The organism is Streptomyces sp. DH24, assembly GCF_029813775.1.
GTDB lineage: Bacteria > Actinomycetota > Actinomycetes > Streptomycetales > Streptomycetaceae > Streptomyces.
Window position 1 is genome coordinate 164,944 of the sequence record NZ_JARVKW010000002.1, and the last position, 16,889, is coordinate 181,832.

Here is a 16,889-nt window from a genome sequence, read left to right on the forward strand (position 1 = left end):
CTAGATCAGTTCCTCCAGCTCGAGCAGCGGACGGGGCGTGATGCGCAGGGGGTCGTCCTGGCCGGTGCGCTCGACCCAGTGCCGGCGCCGCTGGAACACGGGCGGCGGCAGGGGCGTCCGTACGGCCGTCCGACCGGTCTCCTCGGGGCCCACGGGCTCGCGGAGGACGACGTGGCAGTTGGTCCCGCCGAAGCCGAACGCGCTGAGGCCGGCCCGGCGTACGCCCTGCCGGGGCCGCCAGGGTTCCAGCCGGTCCTGAATGCGGAACGGCGACGTGTCGAACGCGAAGCGCGGGTTGGGACGGTCGCAGTGCAGGGTGGGCGGCAGCTGCCGGTGCAGGAGGGACAGCACGATCTTCTGAAGGCCCGCCATGCCCGCCGCCATCAGCAGGTGTCCCACGTTCGACTTGACGCTGCCGACGCCGCAGAACTGCCGCTCGTCGGTGGACTGCGCGAACACGCCGGTCAGCGCCCGCAGTTCCATGGGGTCGCCGATCATGGTGCCGGTGCCGTGGGCCTCGACGTACGACACGCTCGCCGGGTCCGCGCCGGCCTGGCGCAGCGCCTCGCGGACGACCGCCTGCTGTGCGTCGGGATTGGGGGTGGTCAGGCCCATGGTGCGGCCGTCGTTGTTCATGGCCGTCGACTCGATCACCGCGAGGACGCGGTCCCCGTCGGCGAGGGCGGTTGCCAGCGGTTTCACCAGGACCGCGCCGACGCCCTCGCCGGGCACGAAGCCGTTGGCGGACGCGTCGAACACGTGGCACGTGCCGTCGGGCGACAGGGCGCGGGCGGCGCTGAGCGACAGGTACGGCGTCTCGTCCAGCAGCAGGTCGGCGCCGCCCACGACGGCCATCTCGCACTCGCCGAGCTGCAACGCCTGCCGGGCGAGGTGCAGGCTGGACAGCGACGACGAACAGGCCGTGTCCACGACGAGGTTGGGCCCGCGCAGGTCGTGCAGGTGGGCGAGGTGGGCGGCGATGAAGTTCTGGTTGAGCCCGGTCGCGGTGGCCCGGCCGGGCACCGTGACGCGGGACGCGTACGTACTGGTCCCGGAGCCCACGAAGACGCCGACGGCCCGGCCGTTCAGCTCCTCGCCCCGGTACCCGGCGTCCGCGATGGCCGTCTCGGCCGTCTCCAGGAAGATCCGGGTCAGCGGGTCGACGTGGGCGGCGTCCGCCTCGGCGATGCCGAAGTACGCCGGGTCGAAGTCCTCGATGCCGTCGAGGTAGCCGCCCCACTTGCTGATGCTCATGCCGGGCGCGTACTCGGGCGAGTAGCGGGAGGCCACGTCCCAGCGGCTGCGCGGCACCTCGCGGATGCCGGACCGGCCGTCGCGCAGCAGGTCCCAGAACGCCGCGGTGTCGGGGGCACCGGGGAACCGGCCGGCCATGCCGATGACGGCGAGGGGCATGCCGGGGCCGTGGGCGGGAGCCGGTGCGCCGGCAGGCGCGGGCAGGGTGGTGGGCCGAGGCCGGGAGGGCCCGGCGGGCGCGGCGGGCGCGGCGGGCGCGGCGGGCCCCGTGGGACCGGCTGGCGCGGCGGGCGCGGCGGGCCCCGTGGGACCGGCTGGCGCGGCGGGCGCGGCGGGCCCCGTGGGACCGGCTGGCGCGGCATCGGCCTTCGATTGCCCGGCGGGTCCCGTGGGTTCGGCGGGCGCGGGCGCGGCCTCGGCCTTCGATTGCCCGGCGGGTCCCGTGGCTCCGTCGGGTTCGGCGGCCCAGCGGGTGATGCCCTCGCGGTGGGCGTGGACCAGGTGGCGGGCGAGCCGTTCGACCGTGGGGTGCTCCAGGACGACGGACGGGTCGAGGGGTGCGGCGGTGGCTGCCTCCAGCCGGACGACGATACTGGCGATGAGGATCGAGTCGACCCCGAGATCGGCGAACGGCCGGTCGGGGGCGATGCGGTGACGCGGCGTCCCGAGCACCTCGGCGAGCACGTCCGTGACATGGTCGGCGCAGCGTCGGACGAGCCGGGTGTCGTCCGGCGCCGACGGCGGGTCGATCCCGTCGGCCGTCGGTCCGGCCGCCGGCCGAAGTCGGGGGTCCGCCTGTGAGGTCTGCCGCGAGGGCGAGTCGTCGGCACTGGTCCCGGACCGGGTGGCGACGGCCGCGAGCGCGGCGTGCCGGTCCGTCGCCAGCGCGGCGTCGAGCAGGGCGAGTCCGTCCTCCGGGCTCATCGGGACCAGGCCCGCCTCTCCGTAACGGGGCGTGGTGACCTCGCCCATGCCGATGCCGGACCAGCTGCCCCAGGCGAGGGACAGCCAGCGGGTGGCGCTGCCGCGAGCACGGGCGCGGGCCCGGGCGAACTCGGCGTAGTCGTCCAGGGCCGCGTTGGCGGCGGCGTAGTCGCTGAGGCCGACGGCGAGCCGTGGCATCCGGGCCGAGACGGAGGAGTAGAGCACGACGAAGTCCGGTTCGTCGGCGCCGAGCGCCCGGTCGAGCGCGGCCAGCGCCGGTCCCTTCGGCTCCCACGTCATGTCGAACTCGTGCGGGGGCTTGTGCACGAAGGCGGGGGTCGGCGACACGGCACCCGCGCAGTGCAGGACGCCCGCCGGCGGCCCGAAGCGGGCGCGCACCTCGTCGAGGAACGCGGACAGCCCGTCGGGGGGACCGTGGTGCAGGAGCACCTGGGCTCCCGCCGCTTCCATGCGGGTGACCGCGGCCGTGCGGGCGGCCCACCAGTCGTCCGCCGTCGCCTGCTCCCAGCGCTCCCTCGGCGGCAGGGCACGGCGGCCGGTGAGGGCGATCCGCCGGGCGCCGCGTGCGACGAGCAGTTCGGCGGCGGCGATCCCGAGGCCGCCCGTGCCACCGGTGATCACGTAGGGGCGGTCGGCGGTCAGGGCGACGGACCCGAGGCGACGACCGTGCCCCGCGTCCGGTACCGGGATCGCCTCCAGGTGTCCCACGTGACGTGTGCCCCGGACGTGGCGGATCTCGGCGCCCTCGGCCGCTGTCCCGGCGGCGAGTTCGGCGGCGGCGAGCGCCACCGGGCCGGGCAGCCCTTCCGGTACGGCGTCGTACTCGACGGTCACGGCGGTGACGGCGGCGTACTCCGCGCCGACGGCCCGTACGCAGCCGGCCATGCGGGCCGCGGTGAGTACCGCGTCGCCCTGCCCTGTCTCGGCGGGCCGGGTCGCGGCCGTCGGCCGGACGTGGACCACGGTGACCGCGTGGTCCCGGGCGCGGGCCGCCAGCTCCTGGAGCAGGGCGATCCGGCCCGCGTGGCGGGAGGGCCGTCCCGGCGCGGCGAGGGCGTCCACCGCGTCGATGACGATGTCGAACGGCCCGTGCGCGGCCAGTTCGCCGGTCAGGGCGTCGCGGGTGCGCTCCCGGTCGTCGAGGTCGGCCTCCACGGTGCGGGCGCACGGGAGGGGCAGCGGTGAGGGCTCGCGGAGCACGACGACGTCGTGTCCGTCGAGCCCCGCCAGTTCCTCCGCCAGTCCGGCGTCCGCCTCCGCGCCGACGAGGACGAGGGTGGTCAGGCGCCCGGCGGACGGCGGCGGCCCGCTTCGGGCGGGCTGCGGCGCCCAGACACGGGCGAGCAGCCGCAGGGACGCCGTACCGGCGTCGTCGTCGGAAGGCTCCTCCTTGGCGACGGAGGCGGACAGGGGCGTCGGAGCCGCAGGGGCCGCAGGAGCCGCAGAGGCGGTCGGGGCCATCGGGGCCGCCGATGCCGCCGGAGCGGTCGGAGCGGTCGGGGTCATCGGAGCCGCCGGAGCCGTCGGAGCCGTCGGAGCCGTCGGAGCCGTCAGGGCCACGGGACCGTACTGGTTGGAGTGGTCGAACGGGCGGGCCGGGAACGGCACTCGGCGCCGGCCCGGTTCGAGCGGCCAGGAGACGTCCTCACCGGCGACCCACCGGCGGGCCGCCTCGTGCGGACCCGAAACCGGCCCGGCACCCGGCACCGGCTCGGCACCCGAAACCGGTGCCGTACCCCGAACCAGTGCCGTTCCCCGAAGCGGCCCGGGGTCCGGAAGCGGCCCCGGGACCGTGCCGTCGGTGTAAAGCGCGGCGGTCCGGGTGTGCAGTCCCGGGGCTGCACGGCCGTCGAGGTACGCGTCGAGCGCGGCCACGGCCTCCGCTCGGCCGGGGACGACCAGCGCCAGCCGGGCGGGCATCGGGTCGCGGGCGACCCGCGAGGTGTGGGCGAGGTCGGCGAAGTCGGACTCCTGCGGTTCACGGCGCAGTTCGTCGCGCACCGCCCGGGCGTAGGCACGCAGCCGGTCGTCGTCGGGGGCGGACAGCACGAGGACGACGAGGGCGTGCTCCCCGGCGGGCGCGGGCCGCGTCGTCCCCGCGACGAGGGCGGGCGGCTCCTCCACGACCAGGTGGGCGTTGGCCCCGCCGAAGCCGAAGGCGCTGATCCCGGCGCGCAGCGGCAGGGGCGCCCCGGCCTCGTCGGCGGGCCGCCACCGCCGGGCCTCGCGCAGGACGTGGAACGGGGTGCCGTCGAGCCGCAGATGGGGGTTGGCGCGCTCCCCCACGGCGTTCGGCGGGAGGGTGCGATGGCGCAGCGCGAGCAGCACCTTGAGCAGTCCGGCGATGCCGGCGGCGGACTCCAGGTGCCCGATGTTCGCCTTCACGGCGCCCAGGTGGCACCAGGGTTCCGCGGCACGTGCGCCCGGCCGGTCGAAGGCCGCGGTCAGGCCGGCGATCTCGATGGGGTCGCCGAGGCGTGTGCCGGTGCCGTGCGTCTCGACGTACGTGACGGTCCGCGGGTCGACGCCGGCCCGGTTCAGCGCGGCGGTGACGACCTCGGCCTGGGCCTCGGGACGGGGCGCGGTCAGGGAGTGCGCCCGCCCGCCGTGGTTCACGGCACTGCCCCGCAGGACCGCGCGGATCGGATCGCCGTCGGCCAGGGCCCGGTCCAGGGGCTTGAGGACGACGACGCCGACGCCCTCGCCCCGTACGAAGCCGTCGGCGCGCTCGTCGAAGGTCCAGCACCGGCCGGTCGCGGACAGCATCCCGGCCTGGCCGAGCGAGTCGAACCACGCCGGGGAGAACAGCGCGTTCACCCCACCGGCGACGGCGAGTTCGCACTCCCCCGCCTCCAGCGCGCCGAGCGCCCGGTGCAGTGCCGTGAGCGAACTGGAACAGGCGGTGTCGACCACCTCGCTCGGCCCGCGCAGGTCCAGCTGGTACGACAGGCGGTTGGCGATGACGCTCTGGACGTGTCCGGTGATGCTGTGGGCGGCGACCTCCTCGCCCGCCCGGCCGAGCAGGTCGGCGTAGTCGGACAGGGTGGCTCCGACGAAGACGCCGGTGCGGCTGCCGGCGAGGGACGACGGGCGGATCGCGGCGTCCTCGACCGCGTGCCAGGCGGCTTCCAGGAACAGCCGCTGCTGCGGGTCCATCAGGCGCGCCTCGCGGGGGGAGACGGCGAAGAACTCGGCGTCGACGGCGAGGATGTCGTCGAGGAACCCGCCGGCCGGCACGGAGTCGCCGAAGCGGTCCCCGGGCGCGGGCACGACGAGGTCGTGGCCCTTGATCAGATGTGCCCAGTAGGCGTCCAGGTCCGGCGATCCGGGCAGCCGGCCGGCCATGCCGATGACGGCGACCGGGGGCATGGTGCCGGGGTGCGCGCGGCCGGAGGCGGGGCGTGGCCCGGTGATCGGGGCCGGGTTCGGGTCCGACGCGGCGGGCGGCTCCGGCTCGGCGCGCGATGCGGCCCCGGCCGCCACCGGGGCCCCGGCCACGACCGGCACGGCGGGTGCCGGCGGCGGGGCAGGCTCCGCCGGTACGGCAGGTTCCGCCGCTACGGTCAGCGCGGGGGCCGCGCTCTCCAGCAGCGCCGCCGTCAACGCCTCGACGGTCGAGTGCTGGTAGAAGACCACCGGCGTGAGGGCCAGCCCCAGGCGGTCGTTGAGGCGGTTGGCGAAGTCGGTGAACAGCAGGGAGTTGAAGCCGTAGTCGCCGAACTCGGCCGTGACACGCACCTGTTCGGCCGGGACCTTGACCAGGCCGGCCGCCTCCTCGCGCAGCAGGTCCCGCAGCCGATCGCGCAGCCGATCACGGACGGCGCCCGGAGCCGCCACTCCCCGCTCCCCACCGCCCGCCTGCGGCAACGCCCCTGCCACGGCGGACGCCGCAAGCACCGCGGACGCCTCGGGCCCGGCTGCCGCCGCAGGCACGACGGACGCCTCGGGCCCGGCTGCCGCCGCAGGCACGACGGACGCCTCAGGCACGACGGACGCCTCGGACCCGGCTGGTGCCCCGGGCCCAACCGGCCGCACGGGGACGAAACCCGCAGAACCGGCCGACGCCTCGCGCCCGCCGACCACCCCGCCCCCGCCGAGCGCCCCGTGCCGTCCGGCGAGCGCCGCGCTGATCCGTTCCTGGTCGCCGAAGCCCACCAGGACGCGGGTCCGGCCGAGGCGGAGCGCGTCCTCCAGGGCGGCCAGGGCGGAGGCCGTGTCGATCGGGGTGAGCCCGAGCGTGGTCTCGGTCAGGCGCCGGACGGCGGACGGCATCTCCATCCCGCCGTCCCGCCACAGCGGCCAGGCGACGGACACCGACCGGCCGGACCGCTCTCCCCGCGCCACCAGGGATGCGCGGTGGTCCGCGAAGGCGTCGAGGAAGCGGTTGGCGGCGCAGTACGACGTCTGCCCGGCATTGCCCAGGATGCCGACGAACGACGACATCAGCAGGAAGAAGTCGAGCGGGTCCCCGGCGGTGGCCTCGTCCAGGGCCAGGGTGCCCCACGTCTTGGGCGCCAGCACGGCGCGCATGTCGTCCGTCGAACGGTCGCGGGCGGCGCCGTCGTTGAGGACTCCGGCCGCGTGGACCACGCCGTGGACGGGACCGAACGCCTCGCGTGCGTCGGCGAGCGCGGTGGCGAGGGCGTCCGGGTCGGTCACGTCCGCCCGCACCTGCCGCACCGCGCCGCCGCTTCGGGCCGCCGACCGCAACAGGGCCCCGCCGGGCCGGGTGTCAGCGCCGGAACGGCTCACCCACGTCACCCGCGCCGCCCACCGCTCGACGAGGTACGCGGTCAGCAGGCGACCGACGCCTCCCGCGCCGCCGGTGAGGACGTAGTGCCCGCCGTGCCGCAGGGGCGGGGCCTGTCCGGCGGGTACGGTGGCCCGGCGCCACGCTCGGACGAGGTGATCGGCGTCGTCCACGAGCAGTTCGGGGGCGCCGGTGGCCAGGAGGGACAGCACCTGCGTCAGGTCCGGTTCGTCGGCACCGATCTCGCAGCGCACCGAGCGGAACCCGGGGACCTCGTGCTCCAGGGCGCGTCCGAACCCGACGGCCAGGGCGGGGGCGGGATCCGCCCACTCGGGTGGGGTGAGCGTGACGTGGATGAGGGACCGGCCGTGGTCGGCGAGGCCGGCCAGGGTGCCGAGCGTGTCGATCGCCTCGGTCAGCGACTGCGCGAGGGGCTCGGCGGGACGGTCGAGGGCGCGGCGGTCGACCACGACGACTCGACGGTGACCGCGTACCAGCTCGGTGATCTCGCGGGGATGGGCGACCCAGTGGTGCGCGTGCCGCGCCCAGTCCGGCGTGCCGCCGACGACGATCACCGTGGCGTCCGGCGGAAGTGCCGTCGCGGGGGCCGGTACGGGCGTCCAGTCGGGGACGTGGAGTTCGGCGCGCCGCGGCGGGGCGACCGGTGCGGCAGGCTGCGGACCGGCGCCGGTCCGGGGCAGCCAGTGGCGTGCGCGGGCGAACGGGTAACCCGGCAGTGGCACGCGCCGGCCGTCGGCGGACCGCAGGACGTCCCGCCAGTCCAGCCGGGCGCCCTGGCACCAGAGCCGGGCGAGCTTAACCAGTTCGCCGCGGTCGGCGAGGGCGCGCAGGACCTCCGTGGCGCCCGGCGTTCCGTCGAAGACGTCGCCGAGCCGGCCGCCGTCGTCCAGTCGGCCGAGCGTCGCGCCGGCGGTGTCCCGCACGGCCTCGCGCAGTTCCCGGCCCGGCGCGGCGAGTTGCTCAAGGCGGTCCGCGAGTTCGCCCGGCCCGGTGACGACGAGCGCGAGGCGCGTGTCGAAGTGCTCGCGTCCCTCCCGCAGGGTGAACGCGACGTCGGCGAGCCGGAGTTCGGGTCCGGCGGTGCGCAGCCGGGCCGCGAGCCGCGCGCAGGAGCGGCGCAGTTGTTCCTCGTCCCGTGCGGACAGTACGACGAGTTCGGGTCCGGCCGGTGCCGCGCCGGCCGCCGGGGCGGGCGGCGCCTCCTCGACGACGAGGTGCACGTTGACCCCGCCCGCGCCGAAGGAGCTGAGCGCGGCGATGCGCGGGGTGCCGTCGGGAGCGGCGGGCCAGGGGGACGTGGTCTGCTGGACGTGGAAGGGCGTGGCCGCGAAGTCGATGTCGGGGTTGAGGCGTTCGGAGTGCAGGGAGGGCACGAGGGTGCGGTGCCGCAGTTGCAGGAGCACCTTGGTCAGCCCGGCCAGGGCGGCGGCCGCCTCGGTGTGTCCGATGTTGCCCTTGACGCTGCCGACGGGGATCGCGGCAGGGGTGCGCACGGAGGCGTATGCCTCGCTCAGGCCGCGGATCTCGATGGGGTCGCCCAGCGGGGTGCCGGTGCCGTGGGCCTCGACGTATCCGACGGCGGACGGGTCGGTGCCGGCCTGGCGGAGGGTGCGGGCGATGAGGTCGGCCTGCGCCCGCGGGCTGGGCACGGTGAAGCCGTTGGTGCGCCCGTCGCTGTTGGCGCCGACGGCCCGGATGACGCCGTAGACGTGGTCGCCGTCGGCGAGCGCGTCGCGCAGCGGGCGCAGCAGGACCGCGCCGACGCCCTCGCTGGTCACCATGCCGTCCGCGTCGGCGCCGAAGGGCATGCACCGGCCGGTGCGGGAGATCATGCCGAGTTGGGCGTACTGGATGCGGCGGGCCGGGTGCAGGATCAGGTTGACGCCGCCGGCGAGCGCGGCGGAGACGGTTTTGGCGCGGATCGCGTCGCAGGCGAGCTGCAGGGCGACGCCCGATCCGGAGCAGGCCGTGTCGACCGCGACGCTCGGTCCCGTGAAGTCCATGAAGTGGGAGACCCGGTTGGCGATCTGGTAGAGGTCGCTGTTCGGGTACCGGCTGTGGCCGTCCAGGGCCGCGTTGGCGCTCAGCACGGCGTAGTCCGGGCCCATGGAGGCGACGTAGACGCCGACGTCGTGGCCCAGGCTCGTCGGGGTGTGTCCGGCGTCCTCGACCGCGTGGTAGGCCGTCTGGAGGAAGAGGCGCTGCTGCGGGTCCATGGTCTCCGCCTCGCTGGGGGCGAGGTGGAAGAACAGCGCGTCGAACTCGTCGACGCCGTCGAGGAGTCCGCCGGCCGAGCTGTAGGTGCGGGCCGGGCCGCCGTCGGGGTCGACCACGTCCCGCTGTTCCCAGCGCACGGCGACGTCGCTCAGCGACTCGACGCCTGCCTTGAGGTTCTCCCACAGCCGCGTGACGTCGTCCGCCCCGGGATAGCGGCCGGCGATGCCGACCACGGCGATGCCGTCGTCGTCCGGCACGTCGTCGGCGCGGGCCACGGGCGCGGCGCCGGAGGGGGTCGGCCGGGCCGCGGGCGCGGGCAGGGGCACGGGCAGGGGTTGCGAACTCCCGGGCCGGTCGGCGGGCGCGGACGGTTCCAGGGCGCGTGCGACGGACCCGAGCGTGCGGTGCTCGAAGAACAGCGTCTTCGGCAGCCGCCCGAAGTCCTTCTCCAGGGCGACGGTCGCGTCGACGATCTCCAGCGACTCCAGCCGCAGGGACTCCAGCGTGGTGTCCGGGGTGAGTTCGGCGGCGGGAATCCGCCTGAGCCGGCTCACCACGGCCCGTACGGCGTCGAAGGGATCGCCTCCGCCGCGCCCGGCCACGTGCGGACGGGCCGACGGCCCGGGAGCGGGCTCGCGTCCACCGGTGACGGCGTCGTGCAGTGCGGTCATGTCGGTCAGCTCGGCCGCCAGCTGCGCGAGCGCGGCACGCCGGGCGGTGTCCGTGGCGGGTCCGGCGCCGGCCGGTGCCGGGCGGCGCTCCGCCGTGGTGTCCTGCGGCGCCGGTCCGTCGTCGGGCCGGAACACCAGCCCGGCGAGACGGTCGAGCGGCGCGCTGTGCAGCCGCGCCCCGTCCCCGCCGTGCGCGGCCTCGCCCATCGCCGCCTCGAAGAACGTACGGGCGGGGGTGTTCCGGTCGGTGGGCCGGTGTTCGGCGCTCAGGACGCCGGGACCGCCCTCGGTGGTGACCGCGCGGGCCACGGCGGCCAGGAACGCGTGTTCCACGCCCCGTCCGAGGACCCGGCAGCTCAGCAGGAACGTGTCGAGCAGGACCCGGTCGCCCTCCTCGCGGGTCACGGCGGCGCCGACCAGTCCGTAGTCGCCGAACCGGTCGCCGACCTCGGCCACCCAGCACCGGGCGCCGTCGGCGAGCACGCCGCGCAGTTCGGCCTCGGTCCGGCGCAGCGGCGCCAGGTTGAACTGGTTGGTGCGCTGCGTGAGTTGGGCGACGCGGGCCAGTTGGTCGTCCCGGGCCTCGTGGACGTCGACACGCAGCCCGAGCCCGGCGATGAAGCCCGCCAGGGACGGTGCCGCGTCCCTGGCCTCCTCACGGCGCCGGGCGGCGCGGTACATGTCGGTGCGCCTGCGGTCCTCGTCGGTGACCCGCGTTCGGTCGAAGGCCCAGATCCGGGCGAGGAACGCGGGCCACTCCGCCTCGTCGGCGGGCAGTCGGAGGGTGAGGACCTGCGGCAGGGCCGAGCGTACGGCCGCGGTCTCGACCGGGTTGTCGTCCAGGAAGACGAACGAGTCAAGGCCCACGCCGAGTTCGCGGGCCAGCGCCTCGATGTTGCCGGCCTTGGGGTTCCAGTCGACCCGGCGGGCGGCGACGTGCTCGGGGCGCAGCGGCATGTCCGGGCGCAGCCGGAACACCTCGTCCACGTCCTCGGCGGAGTTCTTGCTGGCCAGGCAGACGAGGACGCCTTCGTCGTGCCGTCGTACGGCCCACTGCTGAAGGTGGCGGTGGGCATCTGCCAGTTCCACTCCGAGAGGGCCGTCCTCGCCGCAGACGCCGCGCCACAGGGTGTTGTCGCAGTCGAGGACGAGCACCTTGTACGGACGGCCGAGCAGGGCGTGGACGGTGCGGGCGACGGCCGTGCCCAGGGCCGTGCAGGCCTCGGGGGTGTAGGGGATGTGCGCGTGTTCCTCCCGGGCCGCGTCGTGGTGGTCGCGCACCCAGTGGCCGTCGCCCCGGTCCGCCGGCCGGGTCAGGTGCAGGCCGCCGGTTCCGTCGAGGGCCTGCCACAGGCGGTCCTCCAGGGCCCGGAGGGCGGTCGCGCGCCGGGCGAGGGCGGGCGGCGACGCGGGGCAGAGCGCGACGAGCAGCGGCACCGGGAGGCGTTCCGCCGCCGTGCGGGCCGCGGCGGCGAACTCGTCGGCGGTGCGCTCGCCCTCGGCTCCCTCGGGCCAGTCCTCCACGCGCACGAGCACCACGTTGCAGCCGCGCCGGTTGGTGGCGAACGCGCCGGTCGGGTCCAGGAGTTCCTGGAAGACCTGGCCGTACGCCGCCGGCCGCACGGCCAGGTCGAGGCCGAGCCGTTCGCACCAGTGGGCCAGGACGGGGTGGAGCGGGTCGGTGGTGAAGGTGGCGGCCACGACGAGGCTGCCGGCGTGACCGGCCTCGGGGGCACCGGCCGCCTCGGGTTGCCGGGGCTCACCGGCACCGGCCGGGTGCTCCGGCCCGCCCTCCGCGGCCCGGCGCCCGGGCCGGCCGTCGCTGGCGCGGGGTTCCTGCCGGCCGTCCCCGGCCCCGTGCCCCGGCTCGTCCTCCCCGGCCCGGCGGCGGCCCGGTGCGCCGGTGCCCGCGCTCCCGGCCGGTTGCCCGCCCTCGCCCCCGCTCCACGGCTCGGGTGTGTGGAAGTCGGCCAGCACCTCGGCGGTTCCCGCCGTGACGCCGTCCGTGACGCGCCGGACCACCGCGGCGGCGACGGGCTCGACGTCCAGGGCGCTGTCGTCGGCCACGCTGTCGGCGAAGGTGGTGGCCAGGCGCGGCGGCCGGACGATCAGGGCGGCCAGGCCGGGGCTGTCGACGACCACCGCCTCCGCGAGCCCTTCCAGGGCCCGCTTCGCGGCCGTGTAGTGGGACAGTCCGCGGCGGGGTGCGTGGGCGTACGCCGAGGACACGGCGACCACGACACCGCCGTCCGCCATGTGCCCGGCGAACGCGGCGAGCGGCGCCTGGGCGAGCCGCAGCGCCGCCGCCACGTGTTCGCCGGCCCGTGCGGCCGTGTCCGGGTGCACGTCCATCGGCCGGGCCGGCGGCCCGGCGTTGAGGATCAGCAGGTCGGCGGCTCCGTCCCGCTCTCGCACGGCCCGCCCGAGTTCGGCGCACCAGGCCGGGTCGGCGACGTCCCCCCGGTGCAGGCGCACGCGGGTGCCGTCGGGGCCGAGTGCGGCGACGAGGGCCTCGGCCTCGGCGGTGCTGTCCCGGTAGACCAGGTGGACGGTGGCGCCGGCCAGGGCAAGCGCCTGGACGAGCGCCGCGCCCAGTCCGCGGCTGCCGCCGCACACGACGGCGGTCCTCCCCAGCAGGGGCCCGTCTTGCGGTACGAGGGCGCGCAGCCGGTCCGGGTCCGGCGCGTTGGACTCGCGCCGGGCGAAGACGCGGACCTGCACGCGTGCCGTGGTGTGTCCGCCGGTCACGTCGCCCGTGAGCCGCACGGAGCGGTAGCGCGGGTCCACGTCGGCGAGCACGGCCCGTGCGGAGAAGCCCCGCCGTGCGGCGAGGGGTTCGAAGTCGGCGTCGATGCCGCTGACGAGGGCGGCGCGGCCGGGGGCCTCCATGCCGGCCAGCTGGCTCGCCCAGGCCAGCACGGCGGCGTGGTCCACGCCCACTCCCCGGTCCCCGAGCCCTTCCGCCTCCACGAGACGCAGCAGCGCCTGCCAGTCGGGGCGGTAGCGGGTGCCCACCTGCGCGCCGGGGGCGAGTTCCGTCACCGGCGTGCGGGCCGGCTCGCTGGTGAACCGGTGCCGGGCGGGCCTGGCGGGCGGCGCGTGCACGGTGCCTTCGGCGTAGTGGGCCTCGATCTCCGCCAGAGTGCGCCCGCCGTCGAGGACGCGTACGCAGACCCGGCCGTCGGCGGCGTGCTCCGCCTCCCAGCGGTAGAGCTGGTCCGGGTACACCGGTCCGGGGAACCGTGCCCGGAGCGAGGCGAGGCGCAGTCCGGTGCCCGGCGCGGGGGCCAGGGCCAGCGCCCGCAGGGTGCACAGCGCTCCGTGCGCCACCGGCTGACCGAAGGGTGTGCGGCGGGCGTAGGCCGCGTCGACGTGCAGCGGGCTGTGGTCCCCGCCCGCTTCCGCGAAGGCCAGGACATCTGCTCGCGTGACGCGGAACTCACCCGTGACGACGTTGGGCTTCATGCGCCGTTGTTCCTCCAGTCCGGTCTTCTCGTCCGGTCTTCCCGGCAGTCCTGGGGTTCCGGTCGCCGACCGGTGCGGCCCGTCAGCTGCTTGCCGGTGCGGCTTCGCGTGCCGCGCTGATGCGGCGGGTCAGGCCGGTGAGCACGTTGCCGGGGCCGATCTCCCGCAGGTCGGGGTCGGGCAGTGTGAGCAGGTGGTGCACCGTGTCGGACCACCTGACGGGGGACCACAGCTGGCGGCAGAGCAGGTCGCGCACCTCGTGGTCGCCGTAGGGCCGGGCGGTCGCGTTGGCGATGACGGGGATCTTGAGGCGGCCGAACACGTAGCCGCTCAGGAAGTGGGCGAAGTGCTCGGCGGCCGGCCGCATCCTCCGTGAGTGGAAGGCGCCGCTCACGGTGAGCGGGACGACCGTGCCGCCCTGCGCGGCCAGCGCCTTCGAGACCCGGCGCACCTCTTCGGTGCCGCCCGAGACGACGATCTGGTCCGGGGCGTTGAGGTTGGCGAGGTCGATGTCGTCGCCCTCGGCGGCGAGGACGTCGCGCACGCCGGACTCGTCCAGTCCGATGACCGCGGCCATGGCGCCGGGCCCGGCGTCGGCCATGAGGGCGGCGCGCCGGGCGACGATCTCCAGGCCGGTGCGGAAGTCGAAGGCGCCGGCGGCGAACAGCGCGGCGTACTCCCCCAGGCTGTGACCGGCCACCACGTCGGGTATGACGCCGGTTCTGCGCACCGAGTCCAGGTAGGCGAGGGCGTCGACGACGTAGACGGCGGGCTGGGTGAAACGGGTGTCGGACAGGCGTGGTGCCGGGCCGTTCAGGCACAGGTCGGCGACGGAGTAGCCGAGCGCGTCGTCGGCCTGGCGCACCAGGTTGGGGTACGTGGCGAGCAGCTCGGCTCCCATGCCGACGCGCTGGGAACCCTGTCCGGCGAAGAGGTGGGCGACGGTCACGTTCGGCTCCCGTTCCGTGTGGCGGTGGTGAGGCCGGCCAGCCGTGCCGTCAGGACGTCCGCCGCTCCGCGCATCAGCAGGTCGGCGAGCTCGTCGACGTGGCGGTCGCGCCAGTGCTCCAGGTCGGTGCCGCGCAGCCGGGAGTTGAGGGCGCCGAGCGCGGGGCCGCAGTTGATCTGGTAGTCGACCTGGTGTTCCTCGGAGCCGCTCATGGCGAGGCGGATCGACTGCACGAAGTAGGCCTTGAAGACGAGCAGCATCTTGTGCTTCGGGTCCTGCTCGGCGCGGGCCAGCGACGCGGGGTTGGCCTGTGCGTAGTAGGCGCGGGTCTCCTCCCACACCTGGTCGAACGTCCGCCGGAAGTAGCGGCGCTGGAGCTGGTCGGCGGTGCGTTCGTCGAGGTCGTCGAGGGAGTCGTGGCGGCGGTAGAGCTCGTAGAGCCGGTTGGCGCGGGCCGGGTAGAACAGGCCGCGGCGCAGCACCTGTGCGCGGGCGCCGGTCTCCAGCATGTCGCCGGCCGGGACGACGGTCATGTCCTGGACCTCGGCCTGCTGGAGCATGTCCTTCACGCGGTCGCTGGTGCCGCACTCGGCGGTGCACTGGTTGATGCTGCCGGTGAGGACGAAGTCGGCGCCCAGGACGAACGCGGCGGCCACCGCCTCCGGCACGCCGAGTCCGCCCGCCGCGCCGACCCGCACCAGCCCGGCGGCGGGGAACCGGGCGGCGGCCCGGTCGCGTTGGCGGACCGTGTCGGGCAGCAGCACGACGAGTTGGCGCTGGTCGGTGTGGCCGCCCGAGTCGGCCTCGGCGCACAGGTCGTCGGCGAGGGTGACGCGCTCGGCCAGGGCCGCCTCCTCGGCGGTGACGGCGCCGTCGGCCAGCAGTTCCTCGACGAGGTGCCGGGGCGGCGGTTCGAGGAAGTACTGCGCGACCTCGGGCCGCGACTCCTTGGCCATGACCCGGTGGGGCACGTGCACGGAGCCGTCGGGTGCCGTGCGCAGGCCGCTGATCCGGTACTGGACCAGCGGCCGGGTCGGGACGATGAACGAGGCCGCCTCCACCCGGCGGACCCGGTGCTCCAGGAACAGCCGTACCTGCTCCTGTTCCCTGGCCGGGTTCTCGTGCGACGCGAGGAGGTTGACTCCCCAGGGGCCGTCGCCGATCTCCCGCTCGAAGCGGCGTATGGCGGCGACGACCCGGTCGGCGCGCAGGCCGCCGGTGCCGAAGTAGCCGAGCAGGCCGGCTCTGCCCATCCGTACGACGAGTTCCTCGGAGGCGACCGCCTTGTACATCGAGCCGGCCGCGTAGGCGTAGCGGACCCCGTGGTCGGCGCGGAAGGCCGCGCTGCCCAGCGCTTCCGGGCCGATGCGGCCGTCGTCCCCGGCCGTCCGGCCGGCCCGCACGAGCGATGTGGTCATCTGTGCCCCGTCCTGTCTGTGCCGCGTCCGGGCTCCGTCGGCGTGCGGCCCCGGGGTCCGGGGCCCTGGCCTGGTCGGGCACCCGCCGGTCCCGGCGGGTGCCCGCGGTCAGCGGCCGGCGCCGGCCTTGCTCTGCTCGTAGCGCTGGAGGATGGCGGGCATCTCGGCGCTGACGAAGCCCAGGAAGCGCTCCATGTTGGCCAGCCGCAGCAGGCGTTCCTCGGAGGCGTTCTCGGCCCTGAGGGCGGTCAGCCCGGCGGCGGCGACGCGGTGGAAGTCGGGGAACTCCGAGAAGATGCCCCGGACCTTGGGGCCCCAGCTGTTCTCGCGCAGCCGGACGGTGTAGTTCTCCTGGAGCGATCCGGTGCGCTCGAAGACGCTGAGGGGGTCGTTCTCCGGGGTCAGCTGGTCGACGATGCGGTCGATCGCGGCGCGCGGCACACCGAGGGCCTTCTCGATGTCGGCGGCGGTCTGCTCCGGCGGGTCGCAGATCATCATCCAGCCGACGACACGGCCGCGGTCGTGCGGCATTCCGTCGTTCTCGAAGTAGTACTGGGCGACCTTCTCCACGAAAGCCTGCTCGCCCTCGGAGAGGGTGGTGGGGGCGGTCTGCTCGGTCATGATGAGCTCTCCTCGCGGTGCGTCCGGGCGGTCGGTCAGGCGGCAGCGGTGCGGCGGTGCTCTTCCCAGCGCTTGGACATGTCGGCGAGGTCCCCGACGATGTGGCCGAACAGCTCCTCGATCTCGGCGATCCGCCTGCGCCGGGCGTCGTCGGCGTCGGCGAGCACGTCGAGGCCGAAGCGGAAGATCTGGTGGTACTCGGGCCAGCTCGCGAAGGTGTCGGCGCCGGCCTTGGGGTAGCCGTCGTCGACGAGCCGGTAGCGGGTCTCCTCGCCGGGCGTCTCGATGCGCCGGTACAGGCCGGCCAGGGTCAGCTGCTCGATGAGCTGCTCGATGCTGTCCGGTTCGGCGTCGACCGCGGCGCAGATCTGGGCCAGGGTCTGCTCGATCGGGTCGCTGATGATCATCCACGCCATGACCCGGCCCTTCTCCCAGGTCACGCCGTGTGCCTCGTGGTAGTGCCGCGCCACTTCGTCCACGAACGACCGCTCGGCCTCGGTCAGGGTGGCGTAGCTCTTGTCCGTCGTGCTGGTCACGTGTCCCGCCCTTCGGTTAGGCATGTGGCCGGTCCCGGTGTC

5 protein-coding genes are annotated in these 16,889 nt (G+C 75.6%); all 5 read right to left on the minus strand.

Features of this window, described 5'->3' with window-relative positions; all coding sequences use genetic code 11:
* Nucleotides 1–13,323, minus strand: a complete 13,323-nt coding sequence (locus tag QC282_RS02330; protein WP_279547453.1) for an SDR family NAD(P)-dependent oxidoreductase — start codon at nucleotides 13,321–13,323, stop codon at nucleotides 1–3.
* 82 nt (nucleotides 13,324–13,405) lie between these two features.
* A complete protein-coding gene (fabD, locus tag QC282_RS02335) occupies nucleotides 13,406–14,272 on the minus strand; it encodes an ACP S-malonyltransferase (RefSeq protein WP_279547454.1) in 867 nt (288 codons plus the stop codon).
* Nucleotides 14,269–15,690: a PfaD family polyunsaturated fatty acid/polyketide biosynthesis protein gene (locus tag QC282_RS02340; RefSeq protein ID WP_279547455.1), complete on the minus strand. Its 1,422-nt coding sequence runs from the start codon at nucleotides 15,688–15,690 to the stop codon at nucleotides 14,269–14,271. Before QC282_RS02340 ends, fabD begins: the two co-directional genes overlap by 4 nt.
* A gap of 108 nt (nucleotides 15,691–15,798) precedes the next feature.
* On the minus strand, nucleotides 15,799–16,311 hold the full coding sequence (locus tag QC282_RS02345) for a hypothetical protein (protein WP_279547456.1): 513 nt from the start codon (nucleotides 16,309–16,311) through the stop codon (nucleotides 15,799–15,801).
* Between the two features lie 35 nt (nucleotides 16,312–16,346).
* On the minus strand, nucleotides 16,347–16,847 hold the full coding sequence (locus QC282_RS02350) for a hypothetical protein (RefSeq protein ID WP_279547457.1): 501 nt from the start codon (nucleotides 16,845–16,847) through the stop codon (nucleotides 16,347–16,349).
* Nucleotides 16,848–16,889 lie beyond the last annotated feature (42 nt).

Coding starts and splice junctions, on each gene's coding strand:
- QC282_RS02330 (WP_279547453.1), bottom strand. CDS start 13,323: ATGAAGCCCAACGTCGTCACGGGTGAGTTCCGCGTCACGCGAGCAGAT.
- QC282_RS02340 (WP_279547455.1), bottom strand. CDS start 15,690: ATGACCACATCGCTCGTGCGGGCCGGCCGGACGGCCGGGGACGACGGC.
- QC282_RS02345 (WP_279547456.1), bottom strand. CDS start 16,311: ATGACCGAGCAGACCGCCCCCACCACCCTCTCCGAGGGCGAGCAGGCT.